Source organism: Thermostichus sp. MS-CIW-38, assembly GCF_054058415.1.
In genome coordinates, this window is record NZ_JBSSAH010000022.1 from 17807 (window position 1) to 33477 (window position 15671).

Consider the following 15671-nt stretch of genomic DNA (forward strand, 5'->3'; position numbering starts at 1 on the left):
CCACCGGCGGGCAAGCCTAGTTCCTTCCGAAGCTCCCGCCGCAGCAGCTAAATTCTCGGCCAGGGACTGTCCACTTGTCCATTTTTAAGTCAATATAGGGGTAACATCCGGGCTTGCTTGCCCTGCGGATTCGTGGTAGCCAAACTGGCCTCCGACAGGAAAAACAAGGGCAGGCCTTGGATGTATTGGCAGGAGCTCGGCCCGCTGTGGACTGCTGTTGCGCCGAAGGGATCCCAGCCTTTCGTGCCGGCTCAGCGCAGTTCTTCTTCGCTTACTCAAGAGCAGGTGTCCCTCTTCTCAGCGATTCTCCAGAACTGTACCCATCGAGCCACTTTCACAGCGGGCTCGGCTTTTGGCCTGCGAGTTCCCGCTTTAACCCCCGTTGGGGAGCACTCTGTCGTTTAGGAGATTCTATGCCTAGTGAACCCAAAACCCGCAAGAGCCGTGAAAGCACTAACCCGCGCCCGCGCGACCGTCGTCGTGAATCGGCCAAAGGGAGCAAAGGGGCAGTTTCAGCCACCCATCTCTCCTTGCCGAAGTTAATTCAAGAGAATGCGGTGCTCCAATCTCGCAGCCAGTTGTTATTGATGTACAGTGACTTCCAAACCGAAATGCCCAACGATGGCAAAACCGGTGTGGGCACCTGGCTACAGTCTCGACTCAAGGAGCACGGCATGCCCAGCCTGCTGCGTTTTGGCCCCCGCTCCCGCCCCCAGGTTTTCCGCCGCGATGAATTTTCCGAGTGGATTACGCTGGCTCTGGCCTCTGTTAACCCCAACAGCGATACTGCCCCCCAAGAGCACCTGAGCTAGGCCGGAAGGGGAAGTTGAGCGGTAGAAGCAGAGGTTGCTGGCCCAGGGATCCCGCCACGCCCGTTGAGGGAAGAGGGTGAACTGGGCTTTTCTGTATCCGGCAACAGCAGGTCGCGGATGAGGCGGGCTGCCGAGCGTTGCAACCAGCGGGAGGCCAATTGACGGCCCAGTTGTTGAGCTTCCGGTTTGGCAGCCACCTTGGCAACAATCGGCAGAAGCTGCAGCGGCTGAAAGCTCGGGTTGCTGCTGAGGAGTTCCCACAGACGCTGCAAATGAGCCAAGCCATCTGAGCCACCCTGGGATCCCGAGCTGGAAAAGAGCACATCCACTAGGCGCTCCCGCAGGAAAGCGCCCCGCTCAGAAAAGATAAAATCAACGGCCTTTTCCAGGGATCCCTGTAGATCAAAATCCTCGCTGTTGACGGCGTTGCGCAGCAGGTTCTCCAGGCGGTTCCAGCGAAATTGCCCCTGGTTAAACAGCAGCTCCCGCAGGGATACGCGCAGCTCCGGGGCCGGGTCGGTGAGCAGGCGCTGAGCCACGTAGGGATAGGCCACGCTCAACACCTTAAAGTTGGGATCCAGGCCGATGGCGATCCCTTCCAGGGTGAGCAAAGAGCGGATGATCAAGGCGTAGTAGGCGGGAACTCGAAAGGGAAAGTCGTACATCACCCCCGAGAGCCGATCGGTGATGCTCTTGAAATTCAGTTCGGAGACCGATTTGCCCATCGCTTCGGCGAAGACAGCTTCCAGAGCAGGGATGATGGGAGTCAGGTCGGTATCTGGATCCAGGAACTCCAAGTCCACGTAGTCTTGGGCCAGCCCGGCAAAGTCTCGGTTTACCAAATGCACAATCGCCTTGATCAGGCCGTAGCGCTGATGGGGCGCGATGGTGCTCATCATGCCGAAATCGATATAGGCCAGCCGCCCGTCGTACATGGCCAAGAGGTTGCCCGGGTGGGGATCGGCGTGGAAAAAGCCATTTTCCAAAAGCTGCTTGAGGGAGCAATTGACACCGATCTCGATCAGGTGTCGCCCATCCAGCCCCGCAGCAGCGATTTTGTCAACCTGAGTCAGCTTGATGCCATCAATCCACTCCATCGTCAGCACCTTGGTGCGGGTGTACTCCCAGTAAATTTTGGGAGCGTAGATGGAGGGGTGACGGTACAGCGCCAGGAACCGCTCGGCATTGCGGCCCTCCTGCGTGTAGTCCATCTCTTCGTAAAGGCGCCCGGCAAACTCATCGACGATGCCCACCAGGTCGCTGCGGATGCGGCGGAAAGTGCGTTTGGCCCAGGCGGCCAGGCTGCGGACAATATACATGTCGAGAGAGATGCGCCCAATCAAGTCGGGCCGCTGCACCTTGACGGCGACTTTCTCCCCGCTGTGCAAGTAGGCCTGGTACACTTGCCCCAAGCTGGCGGCGGCAATCGGTTCAGGGCTGATCTCTCGAAAGATTTTGTCTATGGGTTTGCCGATCTCCGACTCGATGAGGGCAAAAGCAATGGCATTCTCGAAGGGGGGCAGCTCATCCTGCAGTTTGGCCAGCTCCTCCAGAAACAGGGGCGAAACCAGATCGGGACGGGTGGAGAGGGCTTGGCCGATTTTGATGGCTGTCGGCCCCAATTCCGTGAGGATCTCCCGTAGCCGGGCCGCATGTTTCGGGCGATTCTTCAGTTCTACTCCCCGCCAGCGATCCCAAAACACCCAGGCCAACAAGCCCAAAAAGGGGGTGATCAACTGAAACAGGCGCCGCACCACCAGATCCCAGCGCCCTCGATATTGCTTGGCCAACTGCTCTGGGTCGTAACGCAAGCTTGGCTCAGGAACCACCCCCAGATCTGCCGGAGGGATGGAGACAGCCCCAGAACCCAAGCCATCCTGCCTCGCTGCTATTGTCACTACCGGTGTTGCGCCCATAGATGCCCCAACGGATTCCGTAACACATCTTAACTTGCTGGCTCAGCCTGGCGACCCTCGGAGACAGCCACCAGCCTGCGCGATTGGGTTTGAAAAGGCGGGACGAACCTTCGGAATAAGGATCTTCAGTCTTCTCCCCGAGGAGTTGACAGCAGCCCACCTCTGGGGATCCCCGCCAAACCTAAAATGGGAAAACTGCGCTCTCTGCCTCTGTGTCTGGATCTCCCCCTCTACGGCCTGCCGAGCCGAGTGTGACCGGATTTGCAGCCCTTAAGGCGCGCCACGTGCTGTTGGCCTTCTTGGTGATCAACCTGGGGGTAGGCTTGGGAGCCATCGCCTTGGCCCAGCTGTTTCATCTCCCATCTGACGATCCTCTGCTGGCCGACTTTGTCTATTGCGCTACATTTGTCCTCACCTGTATCTGGAGCTGGCGACGGGGGCAGCAAGCCCATCTGCAGATGAGACGGCTGTGGGGCAACTGGCGGGCTGCTATTCCTTGGGGATCCCTGCTGCGGGTGGTGCCGGCTTTGCTGGTGCTCTCCCTGGGCACAACTTTGTTGATGCTCTACCTGGTATCCCTGCCTGCGCCGGAGCTGGCGGAGTCGATGCTGCACTCACTGGGGGAAGAGGATGGAGAAATGGCCTGGCCGCAGGTGTATCAGGGGTTGCGCTGGCTCTCGATTGGGGTGGTGGCCCCCATAACGGAGGAGTGGCTGTTTCGCGGCATCTTGCTACACCGCTGGGGCCTCAAGTGGGGCCTCTCCAGAGGTCTGCTGGCTTCTTCTGGGGTATTTGGCCTGCTGCACCCCAACCCCGTCGGGTTGACGGTGTTCGGCCTGGTGATGGGCCTGTTCTACCTGCAGACCCGCTCCCTGACCTTGCCTGTCTTGGCTCATGCCTTGAACAATCTCTTGGCTTTAGCGCTGGGATCCCTAGGAGGGGGAAGGATGGAACCAGCTGATCCAGTCGGGGCTTTCCACCTCTACTTTGGCCTGTTCTGTCTGGGGATAGCTGGGTTCATTTTGGTTCCCTTCGTCCGCTTCCATTGGCCGGAGCGTGGGGCTTGCTTGCCCTATTTCCTGAACCGCTGAGTATTGACTTCCTCACACTTTCCCTCCTGTCTGACGGACTTGTCTGACAGAAGAGCGCTGCCGTGGGATCCCCATGGGAAGTAGCGGAGGTTTGATTGATAAGGAATGCAAAGAAAACGCCAAAAACTGTCACTCGATCTCGGGAAAAAGCTGTGTGGATGGGGATATCCTGAAATAGGCAGCAACAGATTCCAGTGCAAAGTTTAGCTGTGGCTCGCTGGCCGATGGGGTAGTCGTTGGGCCGGGGGTCAGCCCAGAGGGTCAACATGGAAAGGCGGTCTTTTCTGCAAAAACTCCTCCTGGTTGCTGCCGGTCTTGGCCTATCCCCTGGCTGGTTGAGGGGCCGGGCTAAGCGATATGGGCAAGCTTTGGCGGCTGGCTCCCGCAAGCTGGCTGTTCTCATCGGTATTAACCGCTACCTTGGCGAGGGATCCGCGCTACAAGGGTGTTTGACAGATGTGGAGTTGCAGCGGGAGCTACTCCTCTATCGCTTTGGTTTTGACCCGGCAGACATTCTCACCCTTACCGATGGGGCAGCCACGCCGGCTGGGATCCAATCGGCCTTTGCAGAGCACTTGGGGGGTCAAGGTCACACGGCTGAAACGGTAGTGGTGCAGTTTAGCGGCTATGGCCAGTGGCGGCTGGGATCCGCGCCCAACTGTTGGCAGCCGGTGCTGCTGTTGTCTGGCTCTGAGGGAGTGGCAGCAATGGAGCTAGACAGCTTTTTCCGGCTTTTGGAAGGCTTGGGCACTGCCCAGATCACCACCCTTCTGGACTGTGGCTTTACCTATGTCTCGCCGTCGGTGCGAGGCAACTTGCAACTGCGTTCCCGTCCCCCAGCCGCGATCTCGGACTCCAAGGACTCCGTCCCGCTGGCGCGATCGGAGCCGCAGCGGGTTTGGCCGTCTCCGCCCAAGGGCTTGCTGATTTCGGCCACCACCCCGCAAGACTTGGCAGCAGAAGCCGCTTGGCCAGGATTCTATGCTGGGGTACTCACCTATCTGCTGACGCAGTACCTGTGGGAAACCACGCCTGCCACTCGTCTGCTGGTGGCCTTTAACCAAGTGGTTAGCCGGCGAGAGCTGGGCCTATTCGCCTGCCAACGCCCCACCTTGGAAGGCAAAGACACTGCTCGACACATCCACCCCTATTTTCTTGCGCCCACGCAGGCAGGGGTGAGCGGGGTAGTCCAAGAAGTGAAGGGGAATCGGGCTCAGGTGTGGTTAGGCGGGATCCCATCGGCGGCCCTGTGTGGTTTGCAGCCGGGTACTCTTTTGGTTCCCATTCCCGCCGATCCTTCCGCCTCTTCGCCGACGCCGCTGCTCATGCGTTCTCGCAGTGGGCTGTTGGCTCAGGTTCAGATGGCCAGTCCGGAAGGGCAGCTTCCCCCTGTGGGCACACCTTTGCGGGAGCAGCTGCGCGGCCTCTCCAGCACGCTCAAGCTTTTGGTTGGCCTAGAGGAGAACCTGGGCCGCATTGAAAAGGTGGATCTGACCAATGCCATTGCCGGCTATAGCTGGATGGAAACGGCCAACCCCCGCGAGCGACAGGTGGACTGTTTGTTGGGCCGCATCACCCCGGAAATGGCCGCTGCTTTTAGGACTCCGTCCCGCTGGCGCGAACGGTCGGACACCCTGCTCAAGCCTCTGGAAGTGAACAGCTACAGCCTGTTCTGGCCGGGGCGAGAATTGCTCCTGAATTCTTGTGGCCCGGCAGGAGAAGCCGCAGCAATGGCCGTCCAGCGGTTAGCTCCCCGTCTTGCCCATCTGCTGGCTGCCAAACGTTTGCGCACCACTCTCAATGCGGTTTCCTCTTCCTTGGCGGTGGTGGCGGAGTTGGCTGTCAAAGGTAGAGCTGCCAATCGCGCCAGCGGGACGGAGTCCTTAGCTCCCTCGTTGGCGGCACGCCTTGTCCAGTCCGCAACTTCCGCTCCTGCTGAGGTGGGTATGCAGCGGTTTACGCGAGGGGATCCCTTGCATCTCACCCTTTGCAACAACAGCGATCAGCATCTGTTCGGCTACCTGTTGCTGATCGACCCGACCGGACAACTGCACCTGCTGGCCCCCCTGCCTCAGGACAACTTCACCACACCTCTTCGCTTGGAAGCCAAGAGCAGTTTAACTTTGCCACCCTTGCCGGAGGTCGATGGCGAGCTGCGCTCTGCTGTGAGCTCTGACTTGCTCACCTGTCATGCCCAAGGGCTGACGGAGCTGTTGTTTGTGGCCAGCACCCGCCCCCTGTCCGCCAGCTTGGAAGCCCTCAAGGCTATGGCCCGCAAACTGGGGGTAGCCCGTTCGCCGATGTTGCTCAATGGGCCGCTGGAATGGACGCAAACGCTCCTCGAGGAGTTGACTCAGCGTGCCTCCGAAGGGGATCCCGACTTGCGTTGGCTGGATCCCGCCCAATCCATCACCCTTTCCCTTACCTATTTGCTGGTTTAGCTCAGCAGCAGGGCAAACAAGCCACAGAGGGCAATACCATCGAAAACCCCGGCCCCGCCAATGCTGAGAATGCCTGAGCAATTGCGCCGCAACACCTCCGGCAAGTGCAGGAGATCCGCCCCGATAAGGGTACCCAAAACCCCGCCGGCAAAGGCCACCGCTGGCGCCTGATCCCCAGCCCAGAACAAAGCGGCCAAGGCTGCTGTAGCTGGGGCAATTAGAGGATTCATCTGAATGCCGATCGCGCCAGCGGGACGGAGTCCTTTCCCGGGCACCACGTGGGAAGCATAGTAGCTGACCAAGGTTACCAGCGCCGTTACCGCCAGGATCAGCACGCTATCGGCCCGCCCAAATTGGTATAGGGCCAAGAGCACCGGGATCAGCCCCCCGCCCACGTTTAAGGCAATCACCGTCTCCTGGGAAAGCTTGGTCAAAGGGATCCCCCAGAACTGCCGCATCCACAAGCTAGCTAGGTCTTCTACCAGCGTCACCTCGCATTTCACCCGATAGAGGAGAATATTGACCGAGCTGCCCACCAGGATGGCCAGCAGCAGTAACAGCGCTCCCTCCCGCGAGAACCCCAGCTTTCCCACCGCCAGCGCCACCACATCCACTGCCAGCCCCAGCCAGAGGAAAGGCAGCAGCAACACCAGCATGAAAAACAACAGCAGCGAGACCGGCAGGTAGAACATGGCAGGGATCCCAACTTTTCTTCAGCCTATCAGGACTCGGTTCAACTTTTCTCAGCTGCGTGCCCCCTGAGAAAGTTAGGTTTGCAACTAAACTTTATTCGTTTCAGGATCTCAAAGGCCAAAAATGAGGTTGCGAATATCCCGATCGCGTTAGCGGGACGGAGTCCTTGAAATATTGCGGCCAGCCCTCCAGTCGCCAGGAGTTTTAGCCATAACGATTTGATAGCGCGGATCTCCATAAAACCGAATTTTGATGTGATTAGATTCTTCAACAGTCTCGAAGCAAAGGTCGCGCAGATACTGTTCAGTATGAATGTTCCACTTGCGGTAGTCTCTGAAGATGTAGCCCTACAGGACAGGCCGGCAGAGGTGCTGCAGATCCTGGGCTAGGCATGGCCCGCTACTACGGGAATGGGGGGATGCCTGCTGGCGAGACTCCGCCACACCAGGGATCCCAGCCCAACAGCCACTCTGGTCGCAGGGACGCCGTTCCCCAAGGCGCGGCAAACGAGCCCCAGCAGGACAGACCACAGCAAAACAACCAATACCCACAAGACTAGACCCAACAGCGGGCCCGCCAAGCCTGCTTCCAGATTGGTCAAAAACTGAAGGCCACCATCACCAACATCAAGGGCAACGAAGTTACTTTCCAGATTTGAAGATATCAGAGAAGATAGCAGAATCGGCAAAGTCCAGCTGCTCTGGGCGCAAAGCAAGACAGAGCTCTCGAAAAATTTGAGTTAACCGCCTATCATGCAGACCATCATCATGACTGTGGGCACCTCCTTGCTCACCAACCTTGACAAAGACCTGCAGCCGCAGCGCCCCTGGGTGGGACAAAAAACCATCGGGGATCCGGAGCAAGCGCTGGCCTGGATGAAAAGAACCGATCTGGAGCTGATCAGCGCCGATCGCGCCAGCGGGACGGAGTCCTTAACCAACACCTACTACCGCCTGGATCCCACCCCCGGCGATGCTTTGGTTCTGCTGCACTCCGCAATGGGCTGGAGTGTGCCCGGATTTTGAAGCTCTTCTTTGAAAGAGAACTGGGCCAACAACAGGTTTCTCTGGTGCCCCTTCCCGGCATCGACTACGAGCTAGAGGGATCCTCTCTGGAGCGGATGGCCGAGCTGTTGAAACAGTTGGCAGAGAGCGCCAAGGGGATCGTCACCTTTGCCGCCACCGGTGGGTTCAAAGCCCAAGCCATGATCATGGCTGTGGTGGGCAGCCAATTGGGGATCCCAGTTTGCTACATCCATGAGCAATACAAGTCTTTGGTCTACCTGCCCTACCTACAGCCGGAAGTTCAGCCCCGGATCCCTCGGGCAGGTCTTCCCGATCGCGCCAGCGGGACGGAGTCCTTTTCAGGCCGACCTCGCTCCGAAGTCATCCAGCTGCAGGTCGACAGCAGCCACCACCGTCCTCGCAGCTGGGTCAAGGTGGAAAAACTCCTGCGAGACATTCCCTGGGTGGATCTGGTCCGCTACGACCCGCACGCTTACTCTGCCCCCAAAAACAGCCTCAAAGCTGCAAACCGCAAAACAGAGGACGGCCGCCACATTCTGTGGATCCACCTCCACGAGAGCCAGGACACCCACCTTGCTGTCAGGGTAGAGACCACCGGTTACACCCCTGAGCACCTGGAGCAGGCCGCCGCTGAGTTGCGGGAGCGCTTGGGTCGTCTGGTGTGAGTTCCCCCCAGGGAAGGAACAGGCCAAGATCCACCCCCGGCCTTTCGCGAGGTGAGCGCGGGGCATTTTGTGGCTTGTCACCTGGTGCCCTAGGTAGCCCTCAAGGGATCCCGGCCACGCCGGTTTGGCGGGCAGCCTGGATTACCGCAGCGGCCACCTGAGGAACCACCCGCCCGTCGAAGACCGAGGGGATGATCCACTGGGGATCCAACTCTTCGGCAGGGATCAAGGCAGCAATGGCCTGAGCGGCAGCCACACACATCTCGGTGTTGATCTGCTTGGCGCGGCAGTCGAGGGCGCCGCGAAACACGCCCGGAAAGGCCAGCACGTTGTTGATTTGGTTGGGGTAGTCGCTGCGGCCCGTGGCCATCACTGCCACCCGATTGCCCACCAGCTCCGGCTGGATCTCGGGCACCGGGTTGGCCAGGGCAAAGACGATGGGATCCGGTGCCATTTTTTCTACCATCTCCACTGTCAGGGCATTGGCCACGCTCACCCCAATAAACACATCCGCTCCCACCAAGGCTTCCGCCAGGGATCCCTTCTCCTCGACGGCAATGGCCGCCTTCTCGGGGGTGAGATCGGAACGGGAGCGGCTAAGGATCCCTTGGCGGTCGCAGACCAGGATGTGGGCTGCCCCGGCCCGCCGCAGCAGTTGCGTCACGGCAATGCCGGCTGCCCCGGCCCCGTTGAGGACAATGCGCACCTCGTCTAGGCTCTTTTTCACCACTTTCAGGGCATTCAGCAGCGCCGCCAGCACCACAATGGCGGTGCCGTGCTGATCGTCGTGAAACACCGGCAGGTTGAGGCGGGCCTTGAGCTGAGACTCAATGGCAAAGCAGCGAGGGGCGCTGATGTCTTCCAGGTTAAAGCCGCCAAATCCCGGCGCCAGGCGCACCACCGTCTCTACAATTTCCCCCACCTCCTGAGTGGCCAGGCACAGAGGAAAGGCATCGATATCGGCAAAGCGCTTGAACAGCGCCGCCTTCCCCTCCATCACCGGCAAAGCTGCCTCCGGGCCGACATTCCCCAAGCCCAGCACCGCACTGCCATCGGTTACAATGCCTACACTGTTGCCCTTGATGGTGTACTCATAGACCGCGGCGGGGTTGGCAGCAATTTCTAGGGAAACCCGCCCCACCCCCGGCGTGTAGGCCATGGCCAGATCGGCGGCGCTCTCCAGGGGGCTTTTGGCCACCACCTGCAGCTTTCCCCCGCGGTGCAGCTCAAAGGTGCGGTCCACCACCCGCTCCACCTTCACATTGGCCAAGGAGGCAACGGCGGTGTAAATTTGCTGAGCATGCTCGCTGCTGACGGCATCTACACAGATTTCTCGCACCGTTTCTGCTGCCGATTGGTGGATGAGATCGATCTGGCTGAGGCTGCCTCCCACTTCCGCAATGGCCTGGGTGACGCGGGCTAGGGCTCCCGGCTGGTTGAGCAGGCGAATGCGCAGGGCAATGCTATAGCTAGAGCTGGGGGTAAGTTTTGTCATAGCTCCCTATGGTAGACGAAAAATCCGCTTCCGACTTGCACACCCTGGCCAACTGGCTGGAGGGCTACTACAGCAACCGCACCCAGGCGATGGCAGAGCCGGTGTGGTTTGTGCCGGTCAGCCTTTGGTACGTGCGCCTTCCCCACCTGTTCTCGGAGGGGATCGGCTTTTTTACCGAGCAATTTAACCAGCACACGCCGGGCCAGTTTTATCGCAGCCGGGTGCTCCAGGTATTGGGGGATCCCTTGCGGATCGAGAACTACAAATTGCGGGATCAAGCAGCTTGGGCAGGTGCCTCTCAGGATCCGCAGCGCTTGGCGCAGCTCTCCTTGGCCGACCTGGAGCATTTGCCCGGTTGTCGCATTTTGGTGGAAAAGCGCCCAGACTGCTACCACGGCGAAATGCTGCCAGGTGGAGAATGTCGTCTGAACCCCGGGGATAGCACCTATATCCACATCGAGTTCGACCTCACCCCCAGCGAATTCATCACCTGGGATCGGGGCTTTGACGCCGCCACTGGCCAACAAACCTGGGGATCCCGCGCCGGACCCTACCGCTACCAAAAAGGGATCCCACCGGCTCCTCTTCAGGTCTGAACCTTCAAAACAGGAAGGGAAACAGATCTCGAAACCCTTTGCGCAGCCTGAGCAAAAAGATCAGCCGCTCCACCTCTGGAGAGACAGATCCGGTTTCGGGCCGAGCTGCCAAGGCTTCCTGGAGTTCTAGAGCTTCGGCGGCGGTGAGGGGCTGATTATCGACCGGAGAGCGAGCCCGCAAATCTGGCTGGGCCCGCAACACCTCTTCCGGGATCTCATCGGCAGGGGGCAGTGCCCAAGCTTCCGGCCAAAGCAGCAGCAGACCCGCGCAGCAGCCCAGTCCTGCACTCCAGAGCCGTTGGCCCATCCGACCGGTTCTCCTAGCGTTGTCCACTGAACTCCACCCCTTGAAGGGATCCCTCCCAACCTTTCCCAACCCCTCGACCTGTTGCTGGGGGAAAGGGGGGGATCCCTTTAGCTGGCCATGGCTTCCGAGCGCTCTTGGATCACCCGATCCACGATGCCGTAAGCCTGAGCTTCCGTGGCCGAGAGGTAAAAGTCTCGCTCCACATCCCGCTCGATTTTCTCCAGCGGTTGGCCGGTGGTTTGCGCCAAGATCTCGTTCATGCGTCGTTTGACTCGCAGAGTTTCGCGGGCGCGAATTTCAATGTCGCTGGCTTGGCCTTGGATCGTGCCCAGCGAAGGCTGGTGCAGCATGATGCGGGAGTGGGGCAGGGCAAACCGCTTGCCCTTGGTGCCAGCAGCCAACAAAAAGGCTCCCATTGAAGCTGCTTGGCCCACGCAAACCGTAACGATATCTGGCTTGATGTGGTTCATGGTGTCGTAGATGGCCATGCCCGCCGTCACAGAGCCACCGGGAGAATTGATGTACATCACAATGTCCTTTTGCGGATCCTGCGAGTTGAGGTAGAGCATCACCCCCACGATGGTATTGGCCAAGCTATCGTCAATGGGCTCGCCGATAAACAAAATCCGCTCTTGGTACAGGCGATCGTCAAGGCTAATCCACTGGCTATAGGGCTCGCCGGGCAAACGGTAGGGAACCCGAGGCACTCCAATCGGCATAAGTTTCTCCTGGCAAAGTATGAAACACAGAACGACGCGCTTGTAAGATATCTTCCGCGCTCAAATCCAGCTGGGGCAAAACCGAGGAAACAATGCGTCCAGATCCAGTTTTGACCTCGCCTTCGTATTCTCCGCCAACCCAGCGCACCGCGGAAACGGACTGCTTGGCTGGATCCACAATCCAGTATTCCGGGATCCCACGGGCAGCGTAATCTTTGCGCTTGTCTTGATAATCGTGTTTTTCATTGTCTACTCCGGGGGAAACGACTTCCACCACCAACAGCGGCAGGGGCATGTGCAGGCAAGGATTCCGCAACCGTTTCCCAGCAAGCTCACATAGCGGGATGCAAAGCCATCACCTCTGGATTGCGAAACCGAGCCTTGGCTGCGGGCACTTCGACCTCAACTTGGCCCAAGCTCAGGCGTTGGATGGGCAAAAACTTGGGCAATTCCGCAACCAGAAACAGCTCAATGAGGGTGTTCATACGCTCCTCGGCTTCCCGAATGGACCCGTCTTCAGGTTCAACCCGTCCTTCATAAAGCCCGTCCGTGAGGCGTAGGTACTCCCCCACCGTCAAAGGCTGTACGGGAACTTGAACCATCGACGGATCCCTCTGCTTCAGTTTTTGGCTGTTGCCAACTTCGGCACGCCTTTGGAACTGGTCAGCACCTGATCGATGAGGCCGTAGGCTTTGGCCTCTTCTGGGGTCATGAAAAACAGCCGCTCCGTGTCCTTCTTGATGCGCTCCATAGGCTGGCCCGTGCTGCGGGACAGTTGCTCCAGCATCATGTTGCGCAAAGTCAGAATCTCGCGGGTGCGAATTTCGATGTCGCTGGCCTGTCCACGGGTGCCCCCATAGGGCTGGTGGAGCACGATCGTGGCATTGGGCAGACTGGCCCGAAATCCTTTGGCTCCTGCTGCCAATAACATGGCCGCCATCCCAATGGCATTGCCGATGCAGATAGTATGCACAGGCGGCTTGATGTAGTTCATGGTGTCCAGAATGGCAAAGGCCGCTGTGTCGTAGTTATAGGTGCCCGTCGAGTTGATGTACATCTTGATCGGCTTTTCCCGATCCTCGTACTGCAGATACAGCAGTTGCTCGATGATCAGCTTGGTGACGTTGGCATTCGACTCCTCTGCAAGGGGCAAGCCCAGGTAGACAATGCGCTCCTGCAGCAGCAGCGAAGCCAAATCTGGGGGTGGGGTACGAACCGGAGCGCCGCCATAGTAGTAGTAGGTCGATTGCACCATGCCAGAGATCTCCTACGCCTGGGTCTGTTCAACTGAAAAACACCAGAAAAACAACACTTGAGGACCACAAGGGATCCGCAGCATCCCAACGGATCCCTTGCAGTCTGAGGACCTCTCAAAGCCAGCTTTACTCCGCCCCTTGAGGCAAGAGAACCCGCTCCGGCTCCGTGACCAGCACCTTGGGCTTGCGCTCCTCATCCACATCGATGAGCACCTCCGATCCCTCCCGGACATGCCCAGTCAGGATCTCTTCCGCCAGGATGTCTTCCAGCAGGCGTTGGATGGCGCGGCGCAGCGGGCGTGCCCCGTAGCTGGGGTTATACCCCTCCTCCACCACCAAGTCTTTGAAGCGGTCGCTGACCGTAAGGCGGATTTTCTTCTCCGTCATGCGGTCAAACACTTCCTTGAGCAGGATGTCGGCAATCTGCTTCACCTCATCCTTGGTCAGTTGCCGGAAGACGATGATCTCGTCCACGCGGTTGAGGAACTCCGGACGGAAGTACTGCTTCAGCTCCTCATTCACCAGGTTGCGGATGCGGTTGTAGTTGGCATCCTCGTCGTTGGTGTTGAACTCGAAGCCGAGGCTGCCGCCGCCCTTCTCGATGACCTTCGAGCCGATGTTAGAGGTCATCACGATCAGGGTGTTCTTGAAGTCCACCGTGCGGCCTTTGGCATCGGTCAGGCGGCCATCCTCCAGGATTTGCAGCAATAGGTTAAACACATCCGGGTGCGCCTTCTCGATCTCATCGAAAAGCACCACCGTGTAGGGGCGGCGCCGCACCGCTTCTGTGAGCTGACCCCCCTCGTTGTAGCCCACATAGCCCGGCGGGGATCCGATCAGCTTGCTGACCGTGTGCCGCTCCATGTATTCCGACATGTCGAGGCGGATCATGGCCGACTCGGAGCCGAAGAAGTAGGCTGCCAAAGCCTTGGTCAGCTCGGTTTTGCCCACCCCTGTTGGGCCGGAGAAGATGAAGCTGGCGATGGGGCGGTTGGGATTTTTCAGCCCCACCCGAGCGCGGCGGATGGCCCGGGAGATGGCCCGCACCGCTTCGTCTTGGCCGATGATGCGCTGGTGCAGGGTTTCTTCCATGTTCAGCAGCTTCACTGACTCGCTCTCGGTCAGCTTGGCCACCGGCACCCCCGTCCAGGCGCTGACCACTTGGGCCACGTCCTCTTCGGTTACCTCAGGCATTTCGCTGCGGCTGCTCTCCTCGGCTTTTTTGGCAGCGGCAATGGCGCGGATCTGCTGCTTGATCTCCATCTCCCGATCCCGCAGCTCACCAGCCTTGTCGAAGTTCTGGGCCCGCACCGCAGCGTCTTTCTCCTTGAGCACTCGCCGCAACTCTTGATCCAGCTCCCGAGCCGCCGGGGGCAGTTGAGAGTTGATCAGGCGCACCCGCGAAGCAGCCTCGTCGATCAAATCGATGGCCTTATCTGGCAAGAACCGGTCGGAGATGTACTGGTCGGCCAGCTTGGCTGCCGCATCCAAGGCGGCATCGGAGATCTTCAGCTTGTGGTGCTGCTCGTAGCGCTCCCGCAAGCCAAACAGGATCTCGATGGTCTCGGAGACCGTCGGCTCGCCCACCATGATGGGCTGGAAGCGGCGCTCCAGAGCAGCATCCCGCTCGATGTGCTTGCGGTACTCATCCAGGGTGGTGGCGCCGATGCACTGCAGCTCGCCGCGGGCCAAAGCAGGCTTGAGGATGTTGGCGGCATCAATCGCCCCTTCCGCAGCCCCGGCCCCGATCAGGGTATGTACCTCGTCGATGACCAGGATGATGTTGCCGGCATTGCGGATCTCATCCATGATTTTCTTGAGGCGCTCTTCAAACTCGCCGCGGTACTTGGTGCCGGCCACCAGCAAGCCAATATCCAGGCTGATCACCCGCTTGTCGGCCAAAATATCGGGCACATCCCCCTGCACGATGCGCTGGGCCAAGCCTTCGGCGATGGCGGTTTTGCCTACCCCCGGCTCGCCAATGAGGACGGGGTTGTTCTTGGTGCGGCGGCCCAGGATCTGGATCACCCGCTCGATCTCCCGCGTCCGACCGACCACCGGATCCAGCTTGCCCTCCTGGGCCAGTTGGGTGAGGTTGGAGCCGAATTCGTCCAGGGTGGGCGTTTTGGTGCGGCTGGAGGATCCCCCCCCCGCCGTCACTTCGGCGGTCTCGCCCAACATGCGGATCACCTGGGTGCGCACCTTGGAGAGATCCACCCCCAGGTTTTCCAAAACGCGGGCTGCCACCCCTTCCCCTTCTCGGATTAGGCCCAGGAGCAGGTGCTCAGTGCCGATGTAGTTGTGGCCGAGCTGGCGGGCCTCTTCTAGGGAGAGTTCCAGCACTCGCTTGGCGCGGGGAGTGAAAGGGATCTCGACGGCCACAAAACCGGATCCCCGACCGATAATTTTCTCGACTTCAATGCGGGCGTCCTTCAAGTTCACTCCCATGGACTTGAGAACTTTGGCGGCGACCCCAGTGCCCTCGCCGATTAACCCCAACAAAATTTGCTCGGTGCCAACGAAATTGTGACCTAACCGTCTGGCTTCTTCTTGGGCCAGCATGATCACCTTGATGGCTTTTTCTGTAAAGCGTTCAAACATGATCCTCGGGCTCCCTACGCCTGCATCAAGGCGGACTTGATAGGGGTAATCCTA

General features: G+C 59.4%; 15 protein-coding genes. 6 read left to right on the plus strand and 9 right to left on the minus strand.

What is annotated here, in order from left to right; genetic code table 11:
- Positions 1–413: 413 nt before the first annotated feature.
- Positions 414–812: a hypothetical protein gene (locus tag ACVWXZ_RS08840; RefSeq protein ID WP_414330450.1), complete on the plus strand. Its 399-nt coding sequence runs from the start codon at positions 414–416 to the stop codon at positions 810–812.
- Here ACVWXZ_RS08840 and ACVWXZ_RS08845 read toward each other — a convergent pair.
- A complete protein-coding gene (locus ACVWXZ_RS08845; protein ID WP_011432269.1) occupies positions 809–2728 on the minus strand; it encodes an ABC1 kinase family protein in 1920 nt (639 codons plus the stop codon). The two genes, ACVWXZ_RS08840 and ACVWXZ_RS08845, sit on opposite strands and share 4 nt — an antisense overlap.
- Positions 2729–2979: 251 nt before the next feature.
- Between ACVWXZ_RS08845 and ACVWXZ_RS08850 the strand changes: the two genes are divergently transcribed.
- A complete protein-coding gene (locus ACVWXZ_RS08850; protein ID WP_457441693.1) occupies positions 2980–3819 on the plus strand; it encodes a CPBP family intramembrane glutamic endopeptidase in 840 nt (279 codons plus the stop codon).
- Between the two features lie 266 nt (positions 3820–4085).
- Positions 4086–6260, plus strand: coding sequence for a caspase family protein (locus ACVWXZ_RS08855; RefSeq protein ID WP_457439595.1), 2175 nt, complete (start codon positions 4086–4088; stop codon positions 6258–6260).
- On the opposite strand, the gene ACVWXZ_RS08860 is transcribed toward ACVWXZ_RS08855, so the two are convergent.
- Entirely contained in the window at positions 6257–6952 is a 696-nt protein-coding gene (locus ACVWXZ_RS08860; RefSeq protein ID WP_457402882.1) for a DUF1614 domain-containing protein, read from the minus strand. The two genes, ACVWXZ_RS08855 and ACVWXZ_RS08860, sit on opposite strands and share 4 nt — an antisense overlap.
- A gap of 768 nt (positions 6953–7720) precedes the next feature.
- On the opposite strand from ACVWXZ_RS08860, the gene ACVWXZ_RS08865 reads away from it, so the two are divergent.
- Together ACVWXZ_RS08865 and ACVWXZ_RS08870 are read left to right on the plus strand one after the other, a co-directional pair.
- A complete protein-coding gene (locus ACVWXZ_RS08865) occupies positions 7721–7978 on the plus strand; it encodes a hypothetical protein (protein ID WP_238376877.1) in 258 nt (85 codons plus the stop codon).
- Entirely contained in the window at positions 7975–8643 is a 669-nt protein-coding gene (locus tag ACVWXZ_RS08870) for a putative CRISPR-associated protein (RefSeq protein WP_457402884.1), read from the plus strand. The genes ACVWXZ_RS08865 and ACVWXZ_RS08870 overlap by 4 nt, the downstream gene beginning before the upstream one ends.
- A 100-nt stretch (positions 8644–8743) precedes the next feature.
- Here the strand turns inward: ACVWXZ_RS08870 and ACVWXZ_RS08875 are convergent, their stop codons facing one another.
- Complete coding sequence (locus tag ACVWXZ_RS08875) at positions 8744–10138, minus strand: malic enzyme-like NAD(P)-binding protein (protein WP_011432260.1); 1395 nt, start codon at positions 10136–10138, stop codon at positions 8744–8746.
- Positions 10139–10146: 8 nt separating this feature from the next.
- Between ACVWXZ_RS08875 and ACVWXZ_RS08880 the strand changes: the two genes are divergently transcribed.
- Positions 10147–10734 (plus strand): chromophore lyase CpcT/CpeT, encoded by a 588-nt coding sequence (locus tag ACVWXZ_RS08880; protein WP_011432259.1) that lies wholly within the window; start codon positions 10147–10149, stop codon positions 10732–10734.
- Between the two features lie 4 nt (positions 10735–10738).
- Here ACVWXZ_RS08880 and ACVWXZ_RS08885 read toward each other — a convergent pair whose 3' ends face one another.
- The 6 genes from ACVWXZ_RS08885 to ACVWXZ_RS08910 form a co-directional block, all read right to left on the minus strand.
- Positions 10739–11041, minus strand: coding sequence for a hypothetical protein (locus ACVWXZ_RS08885; protein ID WP_457402886.1), 303 nt, complete (start codon positions 11039–11041; stop codon positions 10739–10741).
- Between the two features lie 107 nt (positions 11042–11148).
- Entirely contained in the window at positions 11149–11760 is a 612-nt protein-coding gene (locus tag ACVWXZ_RS08890; RefSeq protein ID WP_011432257.1) for an ATP-dependent Clp protease proteolytic subunit, read from the minus strand.
- Positions 11708–12055 (minus strand): Uma2 family endonuclease, encoded by a 348-nt coding sequence (locus ACVWXZ_RS08895; RefSeq protein ID WP_414418101.1) that lies wholly within the window; start codon positions 12053–12055, stop codon positions 11708–11710. The genes ACVWXZ_RS08890 and ACVWXZ_RS08895 overlap by 53 nt, the downstream gene beginning before the upstream one ends.
- A gap of 37 nt (positions 12056–12092) precedes the next feature.
- Entirely contained in the window at positions 12093–12362 is a 270-nt protein-coding gene (locus tag ACVWXZ_RS08900) for a hypothetical protein (RefSeq protein WP_457402888.1), read from the minus strand.
- 17 nt (positions 12363–12379) lie between these two features.
- Positions 12380–13015, minus strand: a complete 636-nt coding sequence (locus tag ACVWXZ_RS08905; RefSeq protein WP_414349574.1) for an ATP-dependent Clp protease proteolytic subunit — start codon at positions 13013–13015, stop codon at positions 12380–12382.
- A 127-nt stretch (positions 13016–13142) separates the two neighbouring features.
- Complete coding sequence (locus ACVWXZ_RS08910) at positions 13143–15617, minus strand: ATP-dependent Clp protease ATP-binding subunit (RefSeq protein ID WP_011432255.1); 2475 nt, start codon at positions 15615–15617, stop codon at positions 13143–13145.
- Positions 15618–15671 lie beyond the last annotated feature (54 nt).